General features: G+C 40.5%; 23 protein-coding genes. 8 read left to right on the top strand and 15 right to left on the bottom strand.

All coding sequences use genetic code 11. The features are described 5' to 3' along the window. Nucleotides 1-38 precede the first annotated feature (38 nt). On the top strand, nt 39-1,208 hold the full coding sequence (locus tag OQ289_RS08245; RefSeq protein ID WP_270090267.1) for an NAD(P)/FAD-dependent oxidoreductase: 1,170 nt from the start codon (nt 39-41) through the stop codon (nt 1,206-1,208). A 60-nt stretch (nt 1,209-1,268) separates the two neighbouring features. Here the strand turns inward: OQ289_RS08245 and OQ289_RS08240 are convergent, their stop codons facing one another. After that, entirely contained in the window at nt 1,269-2,102 is an 834-nt protein-coding gene (locus tag OQ289_RS08240) for a vWA domain-containing protein (protein WP_270090266.1), read from the bottom strand. A gap of 37 nt (nt 2,103-2,139) precedes the next feature. Continuing rightward, nucleotides 2,140-3,951 (bottom strand): OmpA family protein, encoded by a 1,812-nt coding sequence (locus tag OQ289_RS08235; RefSeq protein ID WP_270090265.1) that lies wholly within the window; start codon nt 3,949-3,951, stop codon nt 2,140-2,142. 338 nt (nt 3,952-4,289) lie between these two features. On the opposite strand from OQ289_RS08235, the gene OQ289_RS08230 reads away from it, so the two are divergent. After that, a complete protein-coding gene (locus OQ289_RS08230) occupies nt 4,290-5,243 on the top strand; it encodes a DUF4377 domain-containing protein (protein ID WP_270090264.1) in 954 nt (317 codons plus the stop codon). 161 nt (nt 5,244-5,404) lie between these two features. On the opposite strand, the gene lysA is transcribed toward OQ289_RS08230, so the two are convergent. The 5 genes from lysA to fabV form a co-directional block, all read right to left on the bottom strand. Next, a complete protein-coding gene (lysA, locus tag OQ289_RS08225; RefSeq protein ID WP_270090263.1) occupies nt 5,405-6,562 on the bottom strand; it encodes a diaminopimelate decarboxylase in 1,158 nt (385 codons plus the stop codon). Between the two features lie 5 nt (nt 6,563-6,567). After that, nucleotides 6,568-7,881, bottom strand: a complete 1,314-nt coding sequence (locus tag OQ289_RS08220; RefSeq protein WP_270090262.1) for an aspartate kinase — start codon at nt 7,879-7,881, stop codon at nt 6,568-6,570. 131 nt (nt 7,882-8,012) lie between these two features. Beyond that, nucleotides 8,013-8,960, bottom strand: coding sequence for a D-2-hydroxyacid dehydrogenase (locus tag OQ289_RS08215; protein ID WP_270090261.1), 948 nt, complete (start codon nt 8,958-8,960; stop codon nt 8,013-8,015). Between the two features lie 126 nt (nt 8,961-9,086). Further along, nucleotides 9,087-10,154, bottom strand: coding sequence for a 3-phosphoserine/phosphohydroxythreonine transaminase (gene serC / locus OQ289_RS08210; protein ID WP_270090260.1), 1,068 nt, complete (start codon nt 10,152-10,154; stop codon nt 9,087-9,089). 285 nt (nt 10,155-10,439) lie between these two features. Next, entirely contained in the window at nt 10,440-11,639 is a 1,200-nt protein-coding gene (gene fabV / locus OQ289_RS08205) for an enoyl-ACP reductase FabV (RefSeq protein WP_270090258.1), read from the bottom strand. A gap of 174 nt (nt 11,640-11,813) precedes the next feature. Here fabV and OQ289_RS08200 point away from each other — a divergent pair, with 174 nt between their 5' ends. After that, nucleotides 11,814-12,731: a DMT family transporter gene (locus tag OQ289_RS08200; RefSeq protein WP_270090256.1), complete on the top strand. Its 918-nt coding sequence runs from the start codon at nt 11,814-11,816 to the stop codon at nt 12,729-12,731. A gap of 44 nt (nt 12,732-12,775) precedes the next feature. Here OQ289_RS08200 and OQ289_RS08195 read toward each other — a convergent pair whose 3' ends face one another. Together OQ289_RS08195 and OQ289_RS08190 are read right to left on the bottom strand one after the other, a co-directional pair. Continuing rightward, nucleotides 12,776-13,249: a Dps family protein gene (locus OQ289_RS08195; protein ID WP_270090254.1), complete on the bottom strand. Its 474-nt coding sequence runs from the start codon at nt 13,247-13,249 to the stop codon at nt 12,776-12,778. Nucleotides 13,250-13,277: 28 nt separating this feature from the next. Continuing rightward, nucleotides 13,278-14,237 carry an aldo/keto reductase gene (locus OQ289_RS08190; protein ID WP_270090252.1) on the bottom strand — a complete coding sequence of 320 codons (960 nt, stop codon included), beginning with the start codon at nt 14,235-14,237 and terminating at the stop codon, nt 13,278-13,280. Between the two features lie 274 nt (nt 14,238-14,511). On the opposite strand from OQ289_RS08190, the gene OQ289_RS08185 reads away from it, so the two are divergent. From OQ289_RS08185 to OQ289_RS08170, 4 genes are all read left to right on the top strand, one after another. Next, nucleotides 14,512-16,194 carry an RluA family pseudouridine synthase gene (locus tag OQ289_RS08185; protein WP_270090250.1) on the top strand — a complete coding sequence of 561 codons (1,683 nt, stop codon included), beginning with the start codon at nt 14,512-14,514 and terminating at the stop codon, nt 16,192-16,194. Nucleotides 16,195-16,434: 240 nt separating this feature from the next. Continuing rightward, nucleotides 16,435-19,026, top strand: a complete 2,592-nt coding sequence (locus OQ289_RS08180) for a DUF5686 family protein (protein WP_443020432.1) — start codon at nt 16,435-16,437, stop codon at nt 19,024-19,026. 135 nt (nt 19,027-19,161) lie between these two features. Next, entirely contained in the window at nt 19,162-19,620 is a 459-nt protein-coding gene (locus OQ289_RS08175) for an SRPBCC domain-containing protein (protein ID WP_270090246.1), read from the top strand. 88 nt (nt 19,621-19,708) lie between these two features. Beyond that, entirely contained in the window at nt 19,709-20,152 is a 444-nt protein-coding gene (locus OQ289_RS08170; RefSeq protein WP_033564411.1) for a VOC family protein, read from the top strand. A gap of 111 nt (nt 20,153-20,263) precedes the next feature. On the opposite strand, the gene OQ289_RS08165 is transcribed toward OQ289_RS08170, so the two are convergent. The 5 genes from OQ289_RS08165 to OQ289_RS08145 form a co-directional block, all read right to left on the bottom strand. After that, nucleotides 20,264-21,031 carry a TerC family protein gene (locus OQ289_RS08165; protein WP_033564410.1) on the bottom strand — a complete coding sequence of 256 codons (768 nt, stop codon included), beginning with the start codon at nt 21,029-21,031 and terminating at the stop codon, nt 20,264-20,266. A gap of 78 nt (nt 21,032-21,109) precedes the next feature. After that, nucleotides 21,110-21,640 (bottom strand): adenine phosphoribosyltransferase, encoded by a 531-nt coding sequence (locus OQ289_RS08160; RefSeq protein ID WP_270090244.1) that lies wholly within the window; start codon nt 21,638-21,640, stop codon nt 21,110-21,112. A 9-nt stretch (nt 21,641-21,649) separates the two neighbouring features. Then, the gene (locus tag OQ289_RS08155) at nt 21,650-22,561 is read right to left on the bottom strand and encodes a helix-hairpin-helix domain-containing protein (protein WP_270090242.1); all 912 of its coding nucleotides are present in this window, start codon (nt 22,559-22,561) and stop codon (nt 21,650-21,652) included. 55 nt (nt 22,562-22,616) lie between these two features. Then, on the bottom strand, nt 22,617-23,993 hold the full coding sequence (locus OQ289_RS08150; RefSeq protein WP_270090240.1) for an efflux RND transporter periplasmic adaptor subunit: 1,377 nt from the start codon (nt 23,991-23,993) through the stop codon (nt 22,617-22,619). Nucleotides 23,994-24,019: 26 nt separating this feature from the next. After that, complete coding sequence (locus OQ289_RS08145; RefSeq protein WP_270090238.1) at nt 24,020-25,369, bottom strand: TolC family protein; 1,350 nt, start codon at nt 25,367-25,369, stop codon at nt 24,020-24,022. Between the two features lie 58 nt (nt 25,370-25,427). Here OQ289_RS08145 and OQ289_RS08140 point away from each other — a divergent pair, with 58 nt between their 5' ends. Further along, on the top strand, nt 25,428-26,036 hold the full coding sequence (locus OQ289_RS08140) for a polysaccharide deacetylase family protein (protein WP_033564405.1): 609 nt from the start codon (nt 25,428-25,430) through the stop codon (nt 26,034-26,036). A 3-nt stretch (nt 26,037-26,039) separates the two neighbouring features. On the opposite strand, the gene OQ289_RS08135 is transcribed toward OQ289_RS08140, so the two are convergent. Beyond that, entirely contained in the window at nt 26,040-26,819 is a 780-nt protein-coding gene (locus tag OQ289_RS08135; protein ID WP_033564404.1) for a DUF4249 domain-containing protein, read from the bottom strand. Between the last annotated feature and the right edge of the window lie 80 nt (nt 26,820-26,899).

The following is a 26,899-nucleotide window of genomic DNA, read 5'->3' as shown; positions in this document are numbered from 1 at the left end:
TATGTTATCCCCTTTTTAAATGCTTATTTTTACGGGGCATGAAAAAAGGTCCTATCATCATCATTGGAGCAGGCCCAGCAGGTTTAATGGCCGCACAGCAGCTGGCAACTGATGGTCATCAAGTACACCTATATGAAAAAAATAAAGCAGCTGCTAGAAAATTTCTGGTGGCGGGCCATGGTGGCTTCAATTTGACACATAGTGAGGCAATCGATACATTTGTTGAAAAATATGATACTCATGAAATCCGCAATATCGTACGGGCATTCGACAACGGTCATACCGTAAAATGGCTTTTGTCAATCGGAATCCCCACGTACATCGGCAGTTCAGGAAAAATATTTCCAGCTAAAAACATCAAACCCATACAGGTGCTGCAAGCTTGGTTAACACATTTAGCCAAGTTGGGCGTTCATATACATTACGAGCACACACTTTTAGACTTTGATACACATACGGTGACCCTTAGCCATGACAATACGGTTGTAAACAAAAGCTATCACAAACTTATATTGGCCTTGGGCGGAGGCTCATGGGCAAAAACAGGATCTGACGCGGGTTGGGTACCTATGTTGATCGATAAAAAAATTCACATCACCCCTCTTCAGGCATCCAACTCGGGCTACAATACCGTAGATGATTTCATTGACTTAGAGGGACAGGTCTTAAAAAATATTCAGCTTTCCTTCAAAGACACAAAAAAGTTGGGGGAAATAGTATTTACTAAATATGGAGTTGAAGGGAGCCCTCTTTATTATCTTAATCGTTTCACGAGAACACAAGATTTCCCATTATATCTATTCATAGACCTCAAACCTAGTATGGCTGTGGAAGCGATTATCAAACAACTTCAGGCAACAGGCAATATAAGTTGGCTGTTAAAAAACAGCCTAAAGCTTTCGACTACAGCCATCGCACTATTGAAAAGATTAGACAGGCAAACTTTCCTCAGCCCTAAGTCTTTAGCGCGATCGATTAAAAATTATCCGATACAGGTATGCGCATTACGCCCCATAGATGAGGTAATTTCGACGGCAGGTGGGGTGGCATTTACATCTCTCAACACGGACTTGGCATTACACCAATTTCCGAATGTATACTGCGTAGGCGAAATGATTGATTGGGAGGCCCCCACAGGTGGTTATCTGCTCCAGGCTTGCTTCAGTACAGGCATGTGGGTCGCGAAGGCCATTAGCCGTAAAGTATAAAATCCCCGTAAGACTTTGCAAACGGGGATTACATGGAGAAAAAAATGTCTTACCCGACAACTACTCTCCGCAGCTCGCTTTAATGGCGTTAACAATTTCATCAGACACACCTTTGAATTCAGGCGTCACATAAGTCAGTCCATTGGTGTTATTATTAATCAGACTAAGCTTGTAATTCGAATTGTCAATGGCGCTGATTAACACACACTGTACGCCCATCCCATTGGCTATGCTGGCTAAAGAGGCCAATTCGGCATCATCTGTAGCATTTGCCAAATCATCGTCCCCACCAGCAGGAGCATCTGTAATCAGGATGACAATCTTTTTGACATTACCGGTACGCCATGCTCCAGCAAAATTATTGGACAAAATCTCCTTGAGCAATAAATCCCCTGGTTCAGGAGTTCCCATTCCTCCTCCAATCGGCATATTGGTCAACAGTTGCCCCAATTGATTGGTAAAGGACGTTTCATTGACAGGGGCAAAAGGTTCCAACATGGTCAAATGTTGCGAGAAGAGCGCATTACTTGTGTTTATAATCTTCTGAGCGGCTGGCAAGGCCAAATATGGAGCTGAATTTGTATACGTCGTTGCTTGTTTAGTCGGCATTTCATCGAAGATGGATAGTGACAACCTATAATTCCCGTTGGATTGTGTAGCAATTGTCTGGACAATCGTCGATACTTGCGCCTTAATTGACTCAATAGCACCTCCCATACTACCGGTATAATCGACTAAGAAAGCTACGTCTACCCCAGTCTGACAACCCTTGAGTTCGACAAACTCACATTCGTCACTCTTGCAGGAATTTAAAGTTCCAATCGTTACTATCATTGTGGCAACTATAGCTATTGCATATACCTGCTTTTTTATATTGTTATAATATGTTTTCATGTCTTTACGTATTTAATGTTTTACCACGGATTGTCCCTTATTGCTTATCTGGGCAGATAACCTTCATCTCCGTTCTCCTATTCAATTGATGATCTTCTTCGCTGCAATTCACGCCATCGGCACATCTATTTAACAGTTTAGTCTCTCCATACCCAATAGCTACTATGCGTTCGGCAGGTATACCTTTGGAAACAATATAGTCCTTAGCCGCGTTTGCCCTATTTTGAGACAAGCGCTGATTGTAATCGTGTGTCGCGCGTGAGTCTGTATGTGAAGACAATTCTACTTTAACCAAAGGATTGTCTGACATAAATTGGACGAGACGATTGAGTTCTGTCTTGGCATCTTCCCGAATAAAATATTTATCGAGGTCATAATGGATATTCTGAAGACGGATAGCTTTGTCACAATCTGTAGCTTCCATACAAACCTCCAGTTTAACGAAAAGTGTATTGTCCCTATCGTAATTGGAAGCATCGATATCTATTATCTGGGAGAAATAGCTTTGCTTTTTACCATATAGCTGCATCGCTGAGTTTTCTTTAAGATGGAATATAAAATTACCCTGAGCATCACTTACTGTTGTTTTTTCGGCAGCACGGCTTACCTCTCGTAACAGGACTTGTACATCGGACAAGGGGATTTGGGTATTACAGACCACAGCATTGCCCTTGATGATGAAGTTACGATCGGTATAGAGAATCTCTTTCTGAAGAGTCTGATTGGGCTTGTACTCATCTACCGCTGTGGTATTTGTATTCAAATCCGTCCCAAACAATTTGCCACTGACCTTGTAATTACCTGGAGCAATATCGTTGAATACAAGTACTCCAAAGCTATTTGTTTTTCCAGTACGAACCACTGCTCCTGTGATATCCGTAAGCAAGACATCCGTCTCAGGGAGTAGTTCACCTGTGTATTGATCTTTAGCTGTAATCGCTAAATTAAAAATATCGCAAGTTTTACATTCCTCAACTTTTTCCTCTTGTTGTGGCTTAATTCGCTTGCCTAACCTAAGTGCTACGCCGGCATACACGCCAATCGACCTGATGCCATGGTTACAGCAATTTTCGCGGACCATTGCTCCCTTTTGGGCAAACTGATAGCGACCATTATCTCCTTGTTCGAATGGCTTGTAGTATGCATTGTAAGGAAGTCCATCATGTATGGCATGAGCGTTGAAATGCTGCATATAATACGCTCCAAAGTTGACACCGATATAATCGTTAAAAAAATACTTCATCTTGATATCGGCTTTGGCAGACCAGATGTTCTTCAAATCGTACCCACTAAAATAATTGAGCAATTCGGGTTGGAGGAGCGAATTTGTTCCTTCTAAAGTCAACTCTCCTCCTTTTATAATCGACATCCCACCTCGGCCCGTAAATTCTACGGCCAATTTATCATTGGGACTTGCATAACGGAAAATAGGACCTATACCATAAAAAAGACGAGATACATTCTTCTTTTGCAATGAAAAATCGGTCATATACCCAGCAGACGAAGGATCGAAAATTGAATCCGTAGGATATGTATTTCGAGTTCGATTGATGATGTAATCCACCTCGCCTCCGATGCCGAACCAATTCCAATAATAATTGACCGAAAGGCCAAACGATGGACCTGACCCGTGCTCAATATAAGGTAAATCATGATCGTAAGTAGGGAAGTCAAATCCAACATATGGATCGATCTGAAAGCCATTTTTCAAGATCTTGCTTGACTTCAACTGTGTGGGTATCTGCTGTGCACTAGTAGACTGATGAAATAAAAGTGCAAGTGAGCAGCAATACACGTAAAATAACTTTCTAACCAGAAAATTCTTAAAAGTTGTAGATGTTCTTTTCATATCACTGTGTTTTTAAATGAATACCATTAGTTAATTACTGTCTTCATATGGTTATCAGCCCAACACATGATTTGTTACCCCCTTGCTGTTACTTTTTTTCTTTTATTATAGCAGCTCTTCGTAAATCTGCAGTCATCTATCTGACAGCTAACCCTTTTACCCAACGGGGAGAAATAGAAAGAATTTTGGTTTCTATTTTTTTTATAAACCATTTTAACGTTCATTTGTCAATAAGTAGATTTGCATATGTTACTAGACCTTCGTGATTAGATTGTATTGACTAACAATCATGAAAGCATAGTCGACATTTGAATACATACAACTATAAAAGAAACAGCATGAAAAAAAAATGGACAGCTATACTCACGTGCTTGATATTGGTCACATGGGCTTCTAACTTGTTTGCTCAAAGCGATAGGTTCAAGCTCGAAGTGAAAGAGAATAAGGGTGATTGTACAGGTGTGGCACCGATGAAATGCTATCTGGTCAAATACTACAACAGTAAAGATTGGGAAAATTTTTATGCCCAAATAGAGGGCTTTAAATACGAAGAAGGTTACCGCTACAAGTTGTTGGTTAAAAAGACGAAATTGAAAAATGTGCCAGCTGATGCACCAAGTATCAAATATGAACTGCTAAGAATCTTGAGTAAGAAGCGAAAAAACGCCAACGCAGAAGAAAGCAGCACTTTTAAATTGACAATAAAAGAAAATAGAGTAGACTGTACGGGTGTGGGCAGAATGAAATGTTTTTTAGTGAAATACGACGGCAGCAAGGATTGGGAAAATTTTTATTCGTCCTTCAAGAATTTTGACTATAAAGAAGGCTACAGATATGAGGTACTTGTAAAGCGTAAACCCGTAAAAAACGCTCCATCCGACGCCTCGTCCTATACCTATGAAGTAAAAAAGGTCCTCAGTAAGAAACAGGTTACGTCAAATAGCGTCATGGCTTTCTTGGCAAAGCATAGTTGGAAACTCCTTTCACTGAACGGAAAACGACAGGATCACAGTGGAGCATTTATGGATTTCGATTTAGAAAATAATGCCGTAACGGGTAATTCGAGTTGTAATAGCTATTTCGGAACGGTCAAATTCGATAAGGACTTCATTTCTTTTTTGGGAATCGGAAGTACGCAAAAAGCTTGTTTGAATGATAATATCGAACGGGAGTTCTTAGACTTGCTATCGCTCAATGGTTTGACCTATGATATAGCCGAACAGACTTTCAATCTCTATCATGCGGACAAGCTTGTGGCTATTTTCGGGATGATGGAGAAAAAACAGCGATAATAACAAAGGAGGTGTTCTAAAAAAATAGGTCGTCATGCTGACCACAAAGCTGAGAAGCAAAGCCAGTCCAGCATCTTCATATAACATGCTTAACAACATACGTCACCATGAACCAAGCTCAAGGTGACGTATATCATTTTTTTAGCCAATCTCTTTTAAAATTATAGTTGATCTGAATATATATATCGAATTTCTTCTCGTAGATTGTAATTGGATGCCATCACCTCTCCATAAGCACCTGCAGTGCGGATTGCAATCAAATCTCCGCGTTGGCTGATGGGCAACGGAACTTCCTTTCCAAAACAATCTGAACTCTCGCAAATAGGTCCTACTACATCATAGTTGATCGTGGCTTGCTCACCGCTCCCTACTTTCTCTATTTTATGATACGCTTGATAAAGTGCTGGCCTCATCAACTCGGTCATACCTGCGTCTAAAATAAGAAAATGCTTTTTCACACCATTCTTGGTGTATAGCACCCTACTTACTAAACTACCGCATTGTGCAACCAAGGCGCGTCCCAATTCGAAATGGACTTCTTGGTTGGCATTACGCTCCAAGAACTTATCAAAAATATCGAAGTAGGCTTCAAAATCCGCTATGGCATTGCCATCCGGATTTTTGTAATCCACACCAAGTCCGCCGCCAACATTCAACACGCTAATGGTGGTCCCTCTTTCTTCAAACCAATTTTTCCACTCATTCACTTTTACACACAAGCTTTTGAAAACATTCAAATCCGTGATTTGGGAGCCTATATGAAAATGTAAACCTACCAATTTCAGATTGGTAGCATTCCGCAACACAGCTGCCGATTTTTCCAACTCTGAATTTGGAATTCCGAATTTATTTTCATCAAGACCTGTTGTAATGTAATGGTGGGTCTGCGCATCCACATTCGGATTGATACGAAGTGACACATTGGCAATCTGTCCAGCCTCCCGAGCAAGGTCATTGATGACCTCCATCTCTTGTATGGACTCTACATTGAATGCAAATATTCCATGAGATAAGGCATATCGGATTTCCTTGTCGGATTTACCAACACCCGCAAAGGTTATCTTACCCGGATCAAATCCCATGTCTATGGATTTTTTGACTTCATTGCCACTCACACAGTCGGCTCCAAATCCTTTTGCTTGGATCAATTGGAGGATTCGATCGTTAAAGTTAGCCTTTAATGCATAATGTACATGAAACCCTCTCTTATCCGCAGCAGAAGCACATGTATCCAACGTCTGCTCCAAGAGTTTCATATCGTAGTAATAAAAAGGTGTTTCCTTATCTGCAAAAAACGCCTTGAGGTCATTATTGAACATAGCTCTTAAAATAATCGATTGTGCAATGAACGTAGTGCTTCTGTTTTATACTCCGAATCCAATAAAATAGAAACGTTGTAATCCGAACCTCCATATGAAATCATACGTATAGGCAAGTGCTTGACGGCATCTAATACGCGCGCGGCATAGCCATGTGTATTTTGTCCAAAATCTCCCACCACGCATACAATTGTTTGATTTTCATCCGCGGAAACAGTTCCAAAATCTTCTACTTCCTTGATGATGTCAGCCAGATGGGTCGTGTCATCGATCGACAAAGAAATCGCAACCTCCGAGGTGGTAATCATATCGATCGGCGTTTTATATCTTTCAAATATTTCAAAAACTTTACGTAGAAAGCCATAGGCCAACAACATACGGGAAGAGTGGATATGGATAGCCGTAATACCGTCTTTGGCGGCAATCGCTCGGATGATTCCTTTTTGAGCGCCATCCTTACTGATCAATGTCCCCGCTGCCTGAGGGTCCATGGTATTAAGCACCCGTACGGGAACGTTATATTTTTGTGCTGGAAAGACCGACTGCGGATGAAGGATCTTGGCTCCAAAGTAAGCCAATTCCGCAGCTTCATTAAAGCTCAGATGGGCAATAGGTGTTGTATTTTTTACAATCCTGGGATCGTTATTGTGCATACCATCGATATCTGTCCAAATCTGGACCTCATCGGCTTGTATCCCAGCGCCGATCAAAGAAGCTGTATAATCCGACCCACCTCTTCTTAAGTTATCGATTTCACCAAAGGAATTACGACAAATAAATCCCTGTGTGATAAAAAGAGCATTGTCTGGATGTTGTGCCAAAATAGCACCCAACTTTTCACCAAGATAGCCCACCATAGGTTCGTTATCCTCATCAATTTTCATAAAATCCAATGCAGGCAACAAGACAGATGGCACACCAATTTCGGTCAGATGAAAATGAAACAACGTGGTCGAAATCAATTCTCCCTGTGCCAATACTACCTTCTCTTCGATGGGAGTAAATAGCTCATTGGACAGCGAGGATATGAAATCAAAATGATAGTCGATTAAATCTTTACCCCTTTGATATCCTGCATCCGTACTGAAAAGTTCTTTAATTAAAGTCTCATACTTGTCCTTATGCTGCTTGATCAATTGCTTGGCCTCATCCTTCTTACCAACGAGGTAAGCTTGACTGATTTCGACTAAAGCGTTTGTTGTACCTGCAACAGCAGACAACACGACGATCTGACGTTCAGAAGGGTTTACAATCTCTAACAACCCTTTGATACGTGCAGCACTTCCGACAGATGTGCCTCCAAATTTTAGAATTTTCATTGAAATAATTATTTATTAAAAACAGTTTTATGTTTTGCGGGGTGAATATACAAAAAAAGCCATGGTATTAAACTACAAAGGCACAAAGTGCAGAACTTACGCTTTGTGCCGTAAATTATAGCTGTAGTTACCTACTTCTTCAGATTTTCAATAATCAGGTTGGCGAGTTCCTCGCCAATTCGTTCCTGCGCCTCGTTGGTCGCAGCTCCGATATGAGGTGTCAAGGAAATCTTAGGGTGCTTAATAATCTCTGCTCTAGGCGTGGGTTCGTTATCAAAAACATCTAGTGCTGCGAAAGAGACCTTGCCAGAATCCAATGCTTCGACCAAAGCAAGTTCATCGATTACACCTCCACGAGAAGCATTCACCAATGCTACACCGTCTTTCAATAATGGGAACTCCTCTTTACCTATTACCGGCTTGTCCGTAAAAGGCACGTGCAGGGAAATAAAATCAGAAGTTTTCAACAATTCGTCCACCTCTACTTGCTTCACAGGAATGTCCACTTGAATACCGCCGGACAATGTCAAAGGTAGTGTTTGAGGTCCTTCGAACAAATCGGAATAGATAACATCCATCCCAAGTCCCAAAGCAATCTTCGCGGTCTCTCGACCGATACGTCCGAAACCAACAATACCAATGGTCTTACCTCTAAGCTCTACGCCTTTTGCATATGCTTTTTTCAGACCTGCAAAATTGGTATTTCCTTCGACAGGCATCTTACGATTAGAATCATACAGAAAACGAACACCATTAAGTAGGTGAGCAAATACAAGCTCTCCAACTGATAGTGATGACGCGGCAGGTGTATTGACAACTGCAATGCCCTTCGAACGTGCATAATCGACATCAATATTGTCCATCCCAACGCCACCACGGCCTATTACTTTGATATTAGGACATGCATCAATAAGTGCTTGTCTTACTTTTGTCGCACTACGTACTGTAATTGCATCGTAGCTATTCAATTTCTCAGCTAATTCTTCTTGAGGAATATGAGTGGTATCTACTTCAAATCCTGCATCTTCCAACAATTTCTTTCCGATTGGATCGATACCGTCATTTGCTAATATTCTCATTTGCACATTTTTTTATGAGTATGGTCATGCTGCAGTATAGATGACCGCGTAATACTCGATTTATCTTTTTATTTACCGATACTGTTACAGCTTAAGCACTTGACTTATAGCGCAACAATGTTTCAACTATTTGTGTTTTTCTTCAAACTCCTGCATGGTATCAACCAATGCATTGACTGAGGTGATGCTCAAAGCATTGTATAACGACGCTCTAAATCCGCCAACAGAACGGTGTCCTTTGATACCGATATGACCTCTTTCTTTTGCAAACTCCAAAAACTCAGCTTCCAACGCTGGATTGTTCATGACAAAGGTTACGTTCATACGTGAACGGTCTTCTTTTGCCGCTGTCCCTTTGAATAAAGAGTTACGGTCGATTTCATCATATAAAGCACGTGCTTTAACAATATTCTCTTGCTCGATAACGGCAATTCCACCTTTAGCCTTTAACCAACGAAGGTTCAGCATAGAGACATATATGGAATAGACGGGAGGGGTATTGTACATGGACCCGCCTTTAATATGTGAATCATAGTCAAAGATTGCAGGCAGTGTCCGTCCTGTCTTACCAAGCAGCTCGTCTTTAACAATGACTAGTGTAACGCCTGCGGGGCCCATATTTTTTTGAGCTCCTGCATAAATCAAACCATAGTCAGCAACATTGATCTCACGACTCAAAATATCAGAAGACATATCCGCGACAACTGGCGCGGTAGACTTCGGTATTTCGAACACCTCTGTACCATAGATGGTATTGTTGGTGGTATAGTGGAAATAAGCTGCATCAGTGGGTACTTCGATATTTTTAGGTATATAGCTATAGTTTTGATCGCTCGAAGAGGCAATGACGTCTACTTGACCAATTCTCTTCGCTTCTTTCGCTGCCTTTGTCGCCCAGACACCCGTATCAAAATAGGCTGCCTTCCCTCCTTCTGGAAGTAGATTCATCGGAATCATCGCAAACTGTGTGCTGGCTCCACCTTGAAGAAATAGGATAGAATATCCGTGCGGTACATTTAGTAATTCACGAACCAATCGCTCAGTTTCTACAACTACGGCTTCAAAATCTTTGGAACGGTGCGAAATCTCTAAAATTGACAATCCTGTATTATTGAAATCGATAACGGCTTGTGCAGCCTCTTGAAAAACCTCCTTTGGCAAAATACATGGCCCTGCTCCAAAATTGTGTTTCATGGATCTAAATTTTAAATAGTTGATTTAATTAAGATTAGACAATCGTTTGCCTAATCAATCGCAAAGGTAGAACTATTTTACATTTTTTTCACACAAATAAGAGTTTTATTAAAATCAAATTAACGTTTTTTATAAAATTATACGAAATCATTACAATTCTATTGATTTTCACATGATTCAATTATCACAAACTGGATGAATGCCTACCCAAAATAGGGGCTCAATAGAAAAAGGCATCCATATCTATATGGATGCCCCTCCTAATCTTCCTAAAGAAGTTTAGTATTACTTTTCTATACTCGGTACATTGACAACCTCGTTGGTGTCAGCTTCGTAATCAATACCATCAAAATTGAATCCAAACAGGTTAAAGAACTCGTCTCTATAACCCTGTATATCACTTATCTGACTTAGATTTTCAGTAGAAACCTGTCCCCATAACTCGGCTACAGCTTCCTGGACATCTTCGCGCATTTCCAGATCGTCTACTCGGATACGTCCTTTCTCGTCAGTAGCAATGGCCTCACCAGTGTACAAGCGCTCGGCAAACAAACGTTGCATCTGTTCGATAGTACCTTCATGGATGCCCTTCTCTTTCATCACTTTGTAAAGTAAGGAGATATAAAGTGGGACTACGGGTATAGCTGAGCTAGACTGTGTGACCAGGGCCTTATTGACCGATACATACGAAACTCCATTAAGATCCTTCAAAAGGTTATTAAGAACCGGGACGGTAGCTTCCAAATGATCCTTTGCTCTACCAATCGTCCCATTCCGGTAAATTGGATAGGTCAATTGTGGACCGATGTAAGAATAAGCTACTGTTTTGACTCCTTCAGCCAGTACGCCGGCAGCCTTCAAATCTTCAATCCAGAATTTCCAGTCTTCCCCACCCATAACAGCTACCGTATTCTCGATATCGTCTTTATTTTCAACTGGTTGAATGGAGATATCCGAAACTACTCCAGTATGAAAATCAACCGTTTTATCGGTAAATGGTTGATCAATCGGCTTAAGGACAGATGCATAACTTACACCATTCCTTGGATTGGTGCGTCTCGGTGACGCTAAAGAATACACAATCAAATCAACTTGACCTAAATCTTTTTTAATCAACTCAATGGTTTCCTTCTTGACTTCGTCCGAAAAAGCATCTCCATTGATACTTTTTGCATATAATCCAGCGGCTTGGGCTTCTTTCTCAAAGGCAGCTGAATTGTACCAACCTGCTGTACCTGGTTTTCCTTCTGCAGCTGGTTTTTCAAAAAATACACCGATCGTAGCTGCTCCTGAACCAAACGCTGCTGTAATACGAGAAGCTATGCCAAATCCAGTAGAAGCGCCGATGACCAATACTTTTTTGGGACCATTAGCGATTGTACCTTTTGATTTCACATATTCTATTTGATTCTTAATGTTTTGCGCACTACCCTCTGGGTGAGATGTCAAACAAATAAATCCTCTTGTTCTTGGTTGTATGATCATGTTTTAACTTTTTACAGTTTTTTATTTTCTATTTGAATGTACAAAATAAACAATTTTCGAATTAAAAAAGACATTTATTCTTACAATAAATCCACTTGGACTTTATCTGGTAAAATGAAATTCCTATTTTCGAAACTTGCCGTCAAAGGTATATCATTTTGAGCATCAAAAACTATGTTTAGGAAAAAACTGATTTCGCCAATTCTATTAGGGGTGATATCCGCCTTGTTTTTTGCAACCACTTTTGTCTTGAATAGGACGATGTCATTAGGGGGTGGCCATTGGATATGGTCCGCCGCTCTTCGCTTTTTGTGGATGCTCCCCATGCTATGGGTATTGGTCGCTGCGAGAAAAGGGATAGCCCCTTTGTTGCACGAGATTAAGAAAAACCTTTCCGCCTGGTTGATATGGAGCACGGTAGGATTTGGGATATTTTACAGCACACTTACGTTTGGTGCTAAATTTGGGCCTTCATGGTTGGTAGCGAGCACTTTTGAGACAACTATCATATTCGGGATGTTGTTGGCCCCACTCCTTAGTCCCCGCGTCACTTCTAAAATTGCTGGTGCATCACTGTTATTTTCAGCGTTGATCATACTGGGTATTGCACTTATGCAAATCAGCCATGCCCAGTTTGCTAGTTGGACGGAAGTATTGACGGGGACTATACCCGTATTGATCGCAGCTGTAGCTTATCCATTGGGGAATCGAAAAATGATGCTAATCATCGATGGAAAATTGGATGCTTATCAACGCACACTTGGGATGACAATATGTAGTTTGCCATTTTGGATTTTCCTAGGCATCATAGCCTTTGTACAAGATGGGATTCCGTCCTCTGGACAGTTGACACAGACTTTTGTGGTAGCACTCTCCTCTGGAGTCATTGCGACTGTGCTATTCTTCACGGCCACCGACCGTGTCAGAAACGACCCTCACAAACTCGCGGCAGTAGAAGCCACACAATCCATGGAAGTCATATTTGCGCTATTGGGAGAAGTCCTAATCTTAAAAAGTGATTTTCCAGATTCCTATTCTATACTGGGAATGGCTTTGGTTATTCTAGGAATGCTGCTCCACAGTCGAAAATGAAATTCAAATCATGCAATGTGCCGAGGCACATTGCATGATTTGAATTAGCTTAAATGTGCTCTAAGCATCCAAGCCATTTTCTCGTGTTGTTCCAATAAAGCCGTAACGAAATCCGAGCTGCCGCTATCTCCATATTTTTCCTCAAACTCATCCACCAAACCCCGAATATACATGACGATAGATTCGTGATCGGCCAATAGCTCTTTCATATAACTCTCACTATCATTCTTGCCGGGGGTAGATTCCGATAGATGTGTAATCTCTAGATATTGTTTCATGGTACCTACAGCATAGTGTCCAAGTGAACGGATTCGCTCAGCAATGTCATCAATGGTCTCGGCAAGCTGGCCATACTGTGCTTCAAAAAATAAATGAACAGCATGGAAGTCACTCCCTTCCACATTCCAGTGTGCATTTCTGGTCTTAACATACAGCACACTCTCGTCGGCCAAAAGAATGTTTAAGGCTTCTGATACCTTTGCCAAATGATCCGCTTTAATTCCAATGTTAATTTTCATGTTTACTTAAATTATGATGATTAAACTATTAAATGTATTGACTCGCCATATTCAATTTGTCCAAAGCCTCTGTACTTAATTGTAATTGAAGGGCAGAGACAAAAGGGTCAAGATGAGCAATCTTTGTTGCACTCACTATTGGAGCGGCTACAGAGGGTCTAGCAACCAACCAGGCTAAAGCAACTGCCGTGGCGCTGGTTTTATAAGTATCGGCTATTTCTCCCAATGCAGAGACAATGCGTTGTCCGCGCTCGTTCCAATATTGTTTTTTAACGCCCTCGCTTCGTGCAGATTGATTAAAGTCATCTTCACTTCTATATTTTCCCGTCAAAAACCCACTTGCAATGGAATAATAGGTCAGCACACCTAGCTGGTGGTCTTGTGCAATTTGTTCATATTCGGTTTCATATTTCGCTCGACTATATAAATTATACTCGGGTTGAAGTGTCTGATAGATGGGGTAATTGTACTGACGGCTCACTTCCAAAGAACGCAGGAGTCGTTCAGGAGAAATATTAGAGGCTCCTATCCATCTTATTTTGCCAGCTTTGACCAATTCGTCGTAAGCCTCCAAAGTCTCTTCCACGGGTGTGACTTCGTCATCATAATGCGTTTGATAGAGATCGATATAATCCGTCTGCAATCTTTTCAAGGAAAGATCGACCTGTTTTAATATATGTGCCTTGGATGTATTGGGTGTGGGATTCTCGGCAAACCGACCTCCTACCTTGGTCATCAAAACGACCTGATCCCTCTTTCCTGATTTTTTCAACCATTTTCCGATAATCGTTTCGGACTCTCCTCCGGTATTACCCGGCACCCAATGGGAGTATTGATTAGAGGTATCGATGGCGTCAAACCCTTTGTCTACATAGGCATCTAGTATCTCAAAGGACTGTTGTTCATCCAACGTCCATCCAAAGACATTTCCTCCAAAAACAATGGGGACTATTTCGAGAGTAGATTGTCCTAAGGTTATTTTGTTCATATGTATGTTATTTGATTTTCATTTTATGATAAGCGATGGTATAGTCTACGTTCAGCACATATACATCTGTACTCAACCGGTCTAAAAAACAAGATCTCGCACTCCCGAAGATGCTCTAAGATATTACAATGAAAGTAGCGTTTTGTTTGCGATAAATAATCCTTTCATTGTCAAAAATCCGGTTTATTACACCTTCATGAAAAACGTTTGACACTTTTGTTGTCAAGATTCTTCTTACCTTTGTAGTGGAACAAGATTTCCGTGTTTTAGGTGTATGATTAATCCCCCATCTTTTCATTTATTTAAGAAAGACCTATCAGGTATAGAAATTCCCGAGCGTTTTACTTTCCCCTTTTGCTATACTCCCCATCCACTGAGTATAATTGCTAGTGAAGAATTACAACATTACATCAATCATCAACAGGACTGGAGCCATAATTTTGGCCTGGGAGATAATATAGGCCAGCAAGTTATCGGTAAAATGTTTGGTGTGCTCGTCGTCAGGGACGAAAATGGCATGTTGGGGTACTTATGTGCCTTTTCTGGAAAATTGGCGGGAAAAAACGATCACCCACACTTTGTTCCTCCTGTCTTTGATATGTTGACAAAAGACAGTTTTTTCCTTCAAGAGGAAACGGTTATCAATGCATTGAACAGCCGAATCAACGATCTAGAGCAGAACACCATAGGGAGTCATTTAAGAGATTCTCTCCAGCAGCTGAATACGCAAGCCGTTCAAGAGGTGACTGCATTAAAAAATAAGCTAAAGAATCAGAAAGTCGACCGAAAACAACAAAGAGCCAAAGCCGCAGACATTTTGACGCCTGCTGAGTATCAGCATTTTGAAGCCGACCTAATTAAACAGTCCCTGCGCGACAAACACATACTATCCGTATTGCAAACAAAGTGGGCTACCAGAATAAGTGAAGCCCAACATCAGGTGGATCAATACGTAAGCAAACTAAATGATTTAAAAAATGAACGTAAAGCAAGATCTGCGGCATTACAAAACCGTCTATTTGAGCAATATGTTTTTTTAAATGGTACTGGCGAAACCAAAAACATCCGAAACATCTTTTGGGAATTCAATCAATCCGTCCCCCCTGCAGGAGCTGGTGAATGTGCGGCACCAAAATTACTCCATTATGCTTTTAGCCACCGATTGACACCGATTGCTATGGCCGAATTTTGGTGGGGAGACTCTCCTACCTCAGAGATTCGTCAACACCAGAACTATTATCCGGCATGTAAAGGAAAGTGTGAACCTATTCTTACACACATGCTCAAAGGAATGATGATAGAAGATAATCCACTGCTGGCCTTACCTGTTCAACAATCGGAGCTTAGCGTGGTGTACGAAGATGACGATATGGCTGTCATGGATAAGCCTGCAGAGCTTTTGTCCGTTCCGGGTATTACTATCGAAGATTCTGTATACAGTCGCATCAAGATACTATTCCCACATGCTGAGGGTCCATTGATCGTGCATCGCTTGGACATGTCCACCTCTGGCTTGCTGTTGATAGCGAAGACCAAGCAGGCACACAAGGTATTGCAACAACAATTCATTGACCACACCATTGAAAAAAGGTATATCGCGGTCTTAGACGGTCAGATCGAACCAAATGAGGGTATCATCGACCTCCCTCTTCGTGTTGACCTAGACGATAGACCTAGGCAGGTTGTATGCTACCAATATGGAAAGCGAGCACTTACCAAGTTTAAGATTTTGGAGCGTACGAAGGGAAAAACGCGCATATTATTCTATCCCATTACAGGGCGTACGCACCAACTGCGCGTTCACGCAGCACATCGCTTAGGTCTTAATACACCTATCGTTGGGGATGATTTATATGGCAAAAAAGCACATCGCCTGCATTTGCATGCCGCATACATCTCTTTCCTGCACCCCACCAACAAATCACAAATGTCCTTTGATCTTCCAGCACCTTTTTAAGCACTGACCATTACCGACTAATAGTCAAAATTCTGTCAATTAATCTGCTTTTTCATCAGCAAACCACTCTCTATTTGTTTGCTGACGGCTTTTACTGTTTTAGTATCAGTTTTACTTCCTCTCTAATGTTATTTTTTCATTAATAATTACTTAATTTTGCATTGTTTATTAGACCTTTTAAACATTTTGATTAAAAAGTCAAAAGTTTAGATTCTACTAAACAAGAAAACTAGATACTAAATGAAAACTGTTATGAAAGAGATTTTTACCAAACGCATCATAAATAGGCTCCTTTTTATGATGGTGCTATTTATGAGCACCACTTCGCTATTTGGTCAACAAATCCTTCTGAAGGGCAGAGTGTTGGATATTGAAACCCGAAAACCTGTTGGCTTTGCTACTATTGCGGTGATTGGTGCTCCAGCGGGCAACAGCACTTCAACCAATGAAAATGGGGAGTTTAGTTTAAAGATTAACGGGAGTTTCACCAAATTTAGAGTTACTTACCTCGGTTATGAGTCGCAAGACATTATGATCAATCCGACAAATTCGGAAAATCTGACTATCAATCTCGTTCCGGAGGAAAATATGTTGGATGAAGTCGTCGTAAAAGCAAAGAAATCCAAGTATAAAAATAAGGATAATCCTGCGGTAGAATTAATTCGCAAGGTCATTGCAAACAAAGAAAAGAATCGTTTGGAAGCACAGGAGTACGCTGAATATCAGCAGTACGAAAAGTTATCTATGGCGCTCAGTAACCTTTCTGAAAAATTCAAAAATAGAAAGGTTTTTAAGCAATATCAATTCCTTTTTGAGAAAGATGACTCTATAAAAACCGAGAATAGATACGTATTACCGGCCTATATTGAAGAAAAACTATCCCAAGTATATCAACGCAAAAGTCCTAAAAAGACCAAACAATACATTTTGGCTGAGCAGAAGGCACAGTTCGACCCCAAATTTGTGGACAACGACGGTCTAAGCAACTATTTCAATAGACTGTATGAGGATATTGACATCTATGAGAACAACATCTCGTTGGTGACCAATCAATTCCTAAGTCCCATTGCGGGTTCTTCTCCTACGTTCTACAAATTCTTTATTACCGATACGATTAAAACGGAGACTCCTTACTTGGTCGAACTCAGCTTTTTTCCTCGGAATAAGGCGGATATGCTATTCAAAGGAAAATTATACATTACACTAGATGGCAACTATGCTGTTCGCAAAGCTGAGCTTTCGGTTGCGGATGGAATAAACCTCAACTTTGTACGGGATATGGCGGTAGAACTTGACTTCACGAAAGATCAAAATAATCGCTTTTACCTAACATCAAGTTCGCTTGCCATGGATTTTTCGCTGTCTGACAAAGGTGTGGGCATCAAGGGTCAGCGTACTGTTTCATATGAAAACTTCAAGACGGGTGTTGTGCAACCGGACAGCGTGTACGGAGGTCCGGATGTAGTAGTTGTTAAGTCAAATACAAGTGCTAATACGGAGGATTATTGGGAGGCGCACCGTCCTATACCACTGAAGACGAATGAGTCGAGCATCTATCACAACATCGATTCACTGCAACTCATGCCGTCGTTCAAACGGTTTATGGACATTGCTGCGCTTTTACTGTCGGGATACAAACAGGCAGGTCCAGTAGAAATCGGCCCTGTCAATACATTTTATAGCTTCAATCCGGTAGAGGGATTAAGATTAAGAATAGGTGGCCGGACTACGGAATCTTTGAGCAAGAGATTCTTTGCCGAGTCATATGCTGCATATGGATTTAAAGATGAAAAATGGAAGTATTTCTTAAGTGGAACCTATTCATTGAACAATAAATCAGTGTATACATTTCCAATGCACTATATCCGTGCGTCATTCCAACGGGATACAAAGATTCCTGGGCAAAATCTAGAATTTGTACAGGAGGACAACTTCTTACTTTCATTCAAACGTGGTGAGAATGAGCGCTATTTGTACAATGATATTTATCGCTTGGAGTATAAACGGGAATTTGAAAATAACCTTTCTTACACTGCAGGATTCACGAAATGGAAACAACAACCTGCGGGGATTCTAACTTATCAAATGATAGGTGACAACGGGGAATCGAAGATCTTCAATGCACTCAATACAACCGAGGTATCCGTGGGTCTTAGGTGGGCACCACATGAGCAGTATTATCAGGGAAAGTTATATCGTACACCAATATTTAATAAATATCCGATATTCACGCTCAACTATACAGGTGGTTTTAAAGGTATGTTGGATGGCGAATACAACTACCACAATTTTACGGCAGGTGTATTCAAAAGATTCTATTTATCCCAGTTGGGCTATGCAGATGTCAATATGGAAGGAACGTATATTGCTGGAAACGAAATCCCGTTTCCCTTGTTGACCATACATCGTGCGAACCAGACCTATGCATATCAGCTAAATTCATTCAACTTGATGAACTTTATGGAGTTTGTGAGCGATCATTCTGCGTCGGCAAATATCCAATACTATATGAACGGTTTTATTCTTAACAAAATCCCGCTCATCAAAAAATTGAAGTGGAGAGAGGTATTTAGCTTTAAAGCAGTATATGGTGGGCTTCGGGATGAAAACAATCCAGCTTTTACCAACAAGGTATTTACATTTCAAAAGAATGAAGAGGGGGTGCCTATCTCCTACACGTTTGCAGATGGCCGTCCTTATATGGAGGCAAGTGTTGGCCTCTCCAACATATTCAAAATCTTGAGGGTCGATGCTGTAAAACGTCTCAATTACCTTGATCAGCCTGATGCTCCAACTTGGGGTGTGAGGGCACGTATTAAATTTGATTTTTAGCCGTAACGATTATATTTTTTTACATTTAGTTTTCTAGTTTAAAGGGGGAGTTTGTAAAAACTTCCTCTTTTTTATTGACATGCTAGATTAAAATCTTTAAATTTATTATGTATCTGATAATAAACCGTTATAAAGATGAACAAAAAGGATATTGTGATTGAAGTTCAGATGCTGATTCGCAAACCTGCTCAAGATGTCTTTCTAGCTTTCGTGGATCCCGAAATCACCAAAAACTTTTGGTTCACAAAGGGAAGTGCATTGCTTGAAAAAGGCAGAACAGTGTCCTGGGAATGGGAGATGTATGGTGTATCTACAGCAGTTACAGTACTCGATATTCTCCCTAATGAAAAGATAAGCGTGTCTTGGGGAGAACCCAAAACGAATATTGATTTTCTATTTCAATCTATTGATGCACAAAGCACATATCTTCGCATTCAAAATTATGGATTTGAGGACTTGGATGATAGTACATTGATGTCGTTCATCATAGACTCTACTGGAGGATTTACAACGGTAATTGACGGATTAAAAGCGTACCTTGAAAAGGGAATAAGTCTGAATCTGATTGCTGACAAATTCCCTATGGGGGTGTAGCAAACTAAGATATTTCAATCTACTATTTAATACTCTCCACAAGCCTAACGTGGAAACGGATAACTAATATAAACTAAAATCAGTCGCTATGGCAAAAGTACACCATTACCTTAATTTTGACGGGCAAGCCGAAGAAGCATTTAATTTTTACAAATCCATTTTTGGAGGAGAATTCAAGTCTTTTATGAGATATCAAGACATGCCTTCAGACGAGGAAATACCCCAAGAAATCAGAGGGATGGTGTTGAATGTTGTACTTCCTATTAGTAAACATTTCGTACTGATGGGTTCAGATGTACATCAACATTATGGGTTTAATATCCAAAAGGGCAACAATTCTTTTATTCTCTTAGCTGCAGAATCCTCCGAAGAAGCACAGCGATTATATAAGGGGCTTTCCGAGGGAGGTGAGATTGAAATGCCTATGGAAGAGACATACTGGGCACAATTGTATAGCTCTTTCAAAGATAAGTATGGTATTTGTTGGATGATCAATTATGACGGCAGCAAGCTGGACCGATGGGGGCAATAGACTATGCACAAAACAAGGGGGCTATGTTTACATAGCCCCTTTATTTTTTCTGAAAGTATCCGTATTAAAGGACTTCCATGTCTGTTGGTGGTTCAAAGGAACCAGGAAGTTTTATTTGGATGCTTGCTGTTTTTTCAGTGCTTTTTTCTCGGAGCGGATATTTAAATACTCAACTAACACGGAGAACGCCATTGCAAAATAAATGTATCCTTTAGGAATATGTTGATCAAAGGCTTCAGCAGTAAGTGAGACCCCTATCAAAAGTAAGAATGCTAACGCGAGCATCTTAATAGATGGATAGTCATGTACAAACTTACTGATGCTCTCTGCAGAGAAGAGCATGATAGCCACTGCCACAATAACTGCTGCCACCATCACACCGATTTGATCGGCCATTCCCACAGCGGTAATGACGGAATCAAGAGAGAAAACAATGTCCAAAATTAAAATTTGAATGATGACACTTGTAAACGTCGCCCGCTTCGTATTGAGCTGTTGGTCTTCACTGTGTCCCTCTACCTTATGATGTATCTCCGTTACACTTTTATAAATCAAGAAAAGTCCTCCAATGAACAAAATGAGATCTCTTCCAGATAATTCGAGATATCGTGCAAAAGAGGTATTGGTGATGTTGAAGATTTCAGCAAAATTAACGAAGGGCTCCGTTAAGGACATAATCCATTTGATAGAAAACAAAAGTAGTACACGTGTCACCAAAGCAAGCAAAAGCCCCAACTGACGAGCTTTTTTTTGTTGTTCGGCAGGTAGCTTTCCACTTAATATGGAAATAAAAACAATATTGTCGATACCTAGTACGATTTCCAAAATCGTCAGGGTTAAAAAAGAAATCCAAATCTGTGGATCTGCCAACCATTCCATAAATGATGTATTTGAGTTATCAATTAAAAATCTAAAATAGCGAAATTCTACTACTAACGATGATATTTCTATTGGCGACTAAACGTAACTGACCAACGACACAATATTATCACTAAACCTAGTTAAGCGTCCGCGGCTTTGCAAAAAATCCAAAGTGATGACAAAGCTAAATCCAGCGACTCTCCCTCCTAGCTTCTCAATGAGTTTGCTAGCCGCTACGACAGTACCGCCTGTTGCCAACAAATCGTCATGTATCAGAATATGCTGTCCTGATTCAAATGCGTCTTCATGGATTTCAATCGTCGCCTGCCCATATTCCAAAGCATAGGATTCTGAAATAGTACGGTAAGGTAATTTTCCTTGTTTACGAATGGGAATAAATGGAAGATTTAGTTTATTGGCCAGCATCAGGCCAAATAAAAATCCTCGACTTTCAATACCTGCAATTGCATCGATATGTAATCCCTGCAATTCCAGGGCAAATGCATCTACTACTTCATTACATAAACTGGCATCTTTGAGAATAGGCGTTATATCTTTAAATACAATGCCAGGCTTGGGAAAATCTTCAATATCCCGAATCACTTCCATCAATCGTTGTTCTATCATATTCGATAATTAAAATTCCAAATAGGGTTCAAGTTTATGTAACAGATCTGCGTCAAGAATAAGGACACGCTTTAAATCTGCTACATTTTCAAAAGGACCATGTTGCTCTCTATTATTGACAATCGCTATGGCTTGTTTATTATTAAGATACGGATGCTTGCGGAGCCCATCTACCGATACGGAATTAATCGGCAGCTTGACAACCTCGGCTTGACCGACTTCCAAATATGGAAGAATAATACTAAAACGTTCGCTATCCATACCATATACTTCCATGAGCTGGTCTGGATGATAAAATCCACCTAACGCTTGACGAAATTTAACAATCCTATTGGCATATACACTTCCTATTCCTCGCAATTTCATCCATTCAGTGGTATCTGCACCATTTATATCCACTTTTATATTTGCGGCAGCTCCCTTAGCTTCCTGACTCGAGGATGTGGTGTAACGGGATTGCAGGTTGACCTGTCCTTGCTTGGTAGGTGGAGAAATTTTGATGTACTGCGCTATACGTGCATAGTCTGTAGCCGATATGGCGTAGATTTTCTTTAAATCTTCCTTTTTGCGAAACTCTCCACCCTTGGACAGGTAATTGTGAATCATCCGGATCTGATGGGGTCGAAATCCAATTTGTGCCCATTCTGTGGCGGAAAGATTATTGGGATCGAATTCAAAGTAAGTGATTGCTTTATTTTGGGGAGCATCTACGACATCCTCGCGGGGAGTACTCGTATCAGTTTGGAATGCTGCCGCTAAGCCTTCATTTAAAATACTATAATCAAAGACTTGAGGCTCTTTTGGAGTATAGAAGGATAGCAAGGGGCGTACCAGCGTTGTAATTAGGATTAAAGATAGAAGCACAAAGAGCCCATTTCGTTCGGCTCTGCTAAAATTAAAAAAATCAAAAAGCCTTTTCATACAGGTCAATAGGGTTATAGAGTATTAACATGCTGAAAAAGCTTTTCAATCAAGGTTAGTTAAGTTTATCCTTGTCTACCTTTTCAACTTTACTTTTATCATTTAATGTTTTTGAAATAGCATTAAATGGTCTTGACACGACTTCTTGCCCCTTCTTAAGTCCAGATAATATTAAGATATTATTATCGTCTTGAATACCTGTCTTGACCTCAACCATGTCGACTTGAGCACCATTCAATACGAATACATATTCCTTAGCGCCTGCATTTTCATCTGCTTTACTTTCCTTTTTTGAAGCTTCACCTTCTTTAGGGGCAGGTGTATCCTCTTTCTTTTCTTGTGCTGGGGTCGCTTCTGTACGTATAGTCACGGACTGGATTGGCACGACTAATCCTGACGCAGTCTTCGTTTTTATCTGTACCGTTGCCGAAAGTCCGGGTCTAAATGGAGAGGGATTGGGTACATCATTGTTCAACAAATCCGCATAAGATTCCGTATTTATCCTAACTTTTACGTTGAAATTAGTCACCTGTTCAGCAGTAGAGGTCGCAGCAGTCGCCGTAGCGGCATTTTTGGATGAACTTGCAATTTCGGTAACGACACCTTTAAATTTTCTACCCTGAAAAGCATCAACTTCAATATCTGCTTCATCTGCTACTTTCACACGATTGATATCATTTTCATTGACATCTACATTTACCTCCATAGAAGCCATGTTGGCTATTCGCATAATTTCGGTACCGGCCATTTGGGCCGTTCCTACTACTCTCTCGCCGAGTTCAACAGAGAGCAATGATATCACACCATCTGCTGGCGCGTAGATAGTGGTCCTTGCCAAATTATCACCAGCTTGCTTTACCGAGGCTTGTGATTGATCTATCCCATAGCGGGTAGCGCGTACACTTTGTCTCTGTGCAGCGATGGATGCCAATGCACTGCGATACTCCGCTTCTGCTTTATCCATTTCCGCGACAGAGATAACTCTTTTCTTAAAGAGTTCTTGATTTCGTTTGTAGGTATTTTCAGTGTTGACAAAGTTGGCCTCCTGCTGCTTCAATTGTTGCTCTGATGAAGCTAATGTGGCACGTTGGATGTTCAAAGACGCAATCGCCTGGTCATATCCCGATTGAAGGATGTCTGGTTTGATACGGCAAAGAATCTGCCCCTTCTTGACCACATCCCCTTCCTTGATATTTAATTCGATGATTTCTCCTGAAACCTCGGAACTAAGCTTCACTTCAAATTCTGGTTGAATCTTTCCACTGGCCGAAACAAGTTCATGAACTGTCTTCTCCTGCACTTTATCTACAGCCACTTTCGTGACATTTCCATCTCCAAACCAGCCTAATTTATTTCCTGCAACGAATGCAATCAAAATAACTATTGCTGATATTACCAAAAAAAGAGGAAGTTTGTTTTTTTTCTTAGCCATTTATAGTCTAATAATTAGTTTTGGAATTAAAATTTTATGGTATCACCAATGTAGTAATCAATCACTTTCTCTCTAAATACAGAGGTGTACCGAGCCTGAATCATATCAAATTCAGCTTTGTTCATCTTGGTTTGAGCGGTCGATAGTTCCATAGCATTGGCCATGCCGACATCATAACGTTCTTTGATAACCTCATAGGCTTCCTTCGCTGTCTTAAAAGCTGTCTCCGAAGCCACATACTGCTGTTTCGCTGCCTTCAAATCCAATACTGCTTGATTGATGGTCTTATTCAGATTACGTTTTGTGAGATTTTCTTGGTTTACTGACTGCAAATAGCTGATTTTTGCCTTGCTGACGGCAGTCTTGTTTCTTCTATTATTGAAAATAGGCACTGATAGGTTCACTCCAGCAGAAAAAGATTTATTTTGATCAAGTTGATTTCCAAAGGGCATGATTGTATTTGTTCCAAATTCAACAGAATTTGAAGAATAATTGGTTCCATACCCAGCAGACAAGGATACTTTTGGAAAATAAGAGCCTTTAGCTATTTCTATATTTTTTTCAGCCAACTCAATACCAACTTTCGCTTGTTTAATATCGGGCTGTACGGATAAAGCTCTTTCAAAAACTTCCCTCGCTGTAATATGAGCGGCATTAGATGTCAAATTTGAAATATCTGGTTTTACTAAGGTGATAACGGTATCACCGGGGAACTCCATTAGCTGCTTCAACTCTAATAAAGAAAGCTCATAAGCATTGTTTGAATTCAACATATTTAATTCGTCTGTAGCAATTTGATTTTTAGCCTGGGATAAATCTGCCAAGGTCTTATTGCCAACTTCAAATTGAATAGAATCTGTTCGAAATTGTTCCTTGGACAATTGCAATTGTTGCTTACTAGCCTCATACAACTCATTATTGGTGATGGCTTGCAAATAATTAGTGAGTACGGAGAGAATTAAATCGTTCTTTGCTTTTTCTATGGCGGTTGCATCTACTAGCAATTGCAATTTGTTAGCCTTAATCTGATTGACTAGCTGAAAGCCCTGAAATAACACAAAAGTTGATGAAAGTTGTCCATTGGCAGAGTGATTCCACTTGCCACGTACGACTTGACCAGATACCTGATCGAACCCAAAGCCATAGTTACTATTCTCACTTGCTCCAAAACTTAGACTAGGGTATCTTTCCGCTTGGGATTGATACACATCTTGTTCTGTCAATTGTCGCCTATACTCTGCTTCTTTGATTTCCAGATTACGTTCTAAAGTAGCCTGTATGGCATCCTGAACAGTAATACTACGTTGGGCATGACTTAATGTCGCTAATGAAAGGCATCCTCCAAAAAGCAGGTATTTGGTCAATTTTCTAGCCATCCTTCTCTTAAAATGTAATGATTTTATAAATTTGGTATATTTATTTCAATTTCGCAAGATGTATTTAGTCAAAGCACCCTTTTTTCTCAAATGGTATTATCCCAACGATGTGCTGTGGAATCAATCCAGAAATGAAAAAAAATTATACCTGACTTTTGATGATGGGCCTATCCCCGAGATAACTCCCTTCATATTAGACACCTTAAAAGAATTCAACGTGAAGGGAACTTTTTTCTGTGTGGGTGAGAACGTGCAAAAGTACCCGGATATCTTCCAACGGATCCTTGAAGAGGGACATCAAGTCGGCAACCATACCTACAATCATCTGAAAGGCTGGAATACGCCCGACGAAATCTATATCGACAATATTGAGCGATGTCAACAGCTGACACAGACGTCACTGTTCAGACCACCTTATGGACGTCCTAAAAGAAGCCAGCTCCGCCAGCTCCAGCATTATAAGGTCATCATGTGGGACGTATTATCAGGTGATTTTGACCTTCAACTATCTCCACAAAAATGCCTACAGAATGTGTTAAAACATTCTCAGAATGGATCTATCATCGTCTTTCATGACAACATAAAAGCTGTCCCGAGGGTGGAGTACGCGCTACCTAGGGCTATTGTCCATTTCCTTAATAAGGGATTTGAATTTGGCATCCTATAAATTTCATTCCATCAACGTCTTGTATTCTTGGGCACTACTCGCACTGAAATAGCCTAGTGCTCCATTGCTAATATTAGAAGTAGGGTTGGCGGGAGAAGCGGAACCCGGATTTGTTGACTGGAATTCATTCCAATAGCGGTATACCCCTCTATCCACACACTGCCTACGTATTACAATCTCGTCTCCACTTTTTAGATCATTATCTTCGTTGGCTATATCATGGGTGACACTTAGTCCGTCATTAAATTTGTCACTTAACACAGTACTGAACTCCAATGGTCCACTATTGACCGAGATTAGATATCGGTAATAATTGGCAAGATTAGCTGGATCGTTAAACCCAAACGTAATCATTTTATAGGTTTCGCCAAAAATGGTCTCTTCCTTAATACCAAACTGCTCTACTTGTACGTATTTGGGGACAGTAGATTCGCTTTCATATAAATCGTCTCCTACTTGAACGCTCAAACGATAGGTCTTGCCTTCACGCAAAGGCATCCCCGAAAACGAATATATTCCGTTCTGCCCAGCGCTTTGAAATACAAACACTCGCCCGCCGACTTCGGAAACTTCTACCTTTGCATCGTTGACAGGTAGGCTGTTTACCGTTTCGTTAAAAGCGACAGTCCTGCTGACCCGAATCTGCTGCTTATCCGAAAGATTGGTTAAATCGCCGACAATCACTAATTTGGGATCGGCATCATTGAGATTAATATCGATTTTGTCTTCACATGACCAACATAGGATCGTAAAAACGGTTAAGATATAGGGTATTGCTTTCATCTGTATATTTTTTTGATGGTGATGAAACTATCAAATCTTTGTTCTCTCTCGCGGTCGTGATAGTTTCATCCATTTCTCTA

Origin of the sequence: Sphingobacterium sp. SYP-B4668 (assembly GCF_027627455.1) — a bacterium.
Classification (GTDB): Bacteria; Bacteroidota; Bacteroidia; order Sphingobacteriales; family Sphingobacteriaceae; genus Sphingobacterium.
Note: the sequence above shows the minus strand (reverse complement) of the source record. Positions and strands in the feature narration are given on the sequence as shown.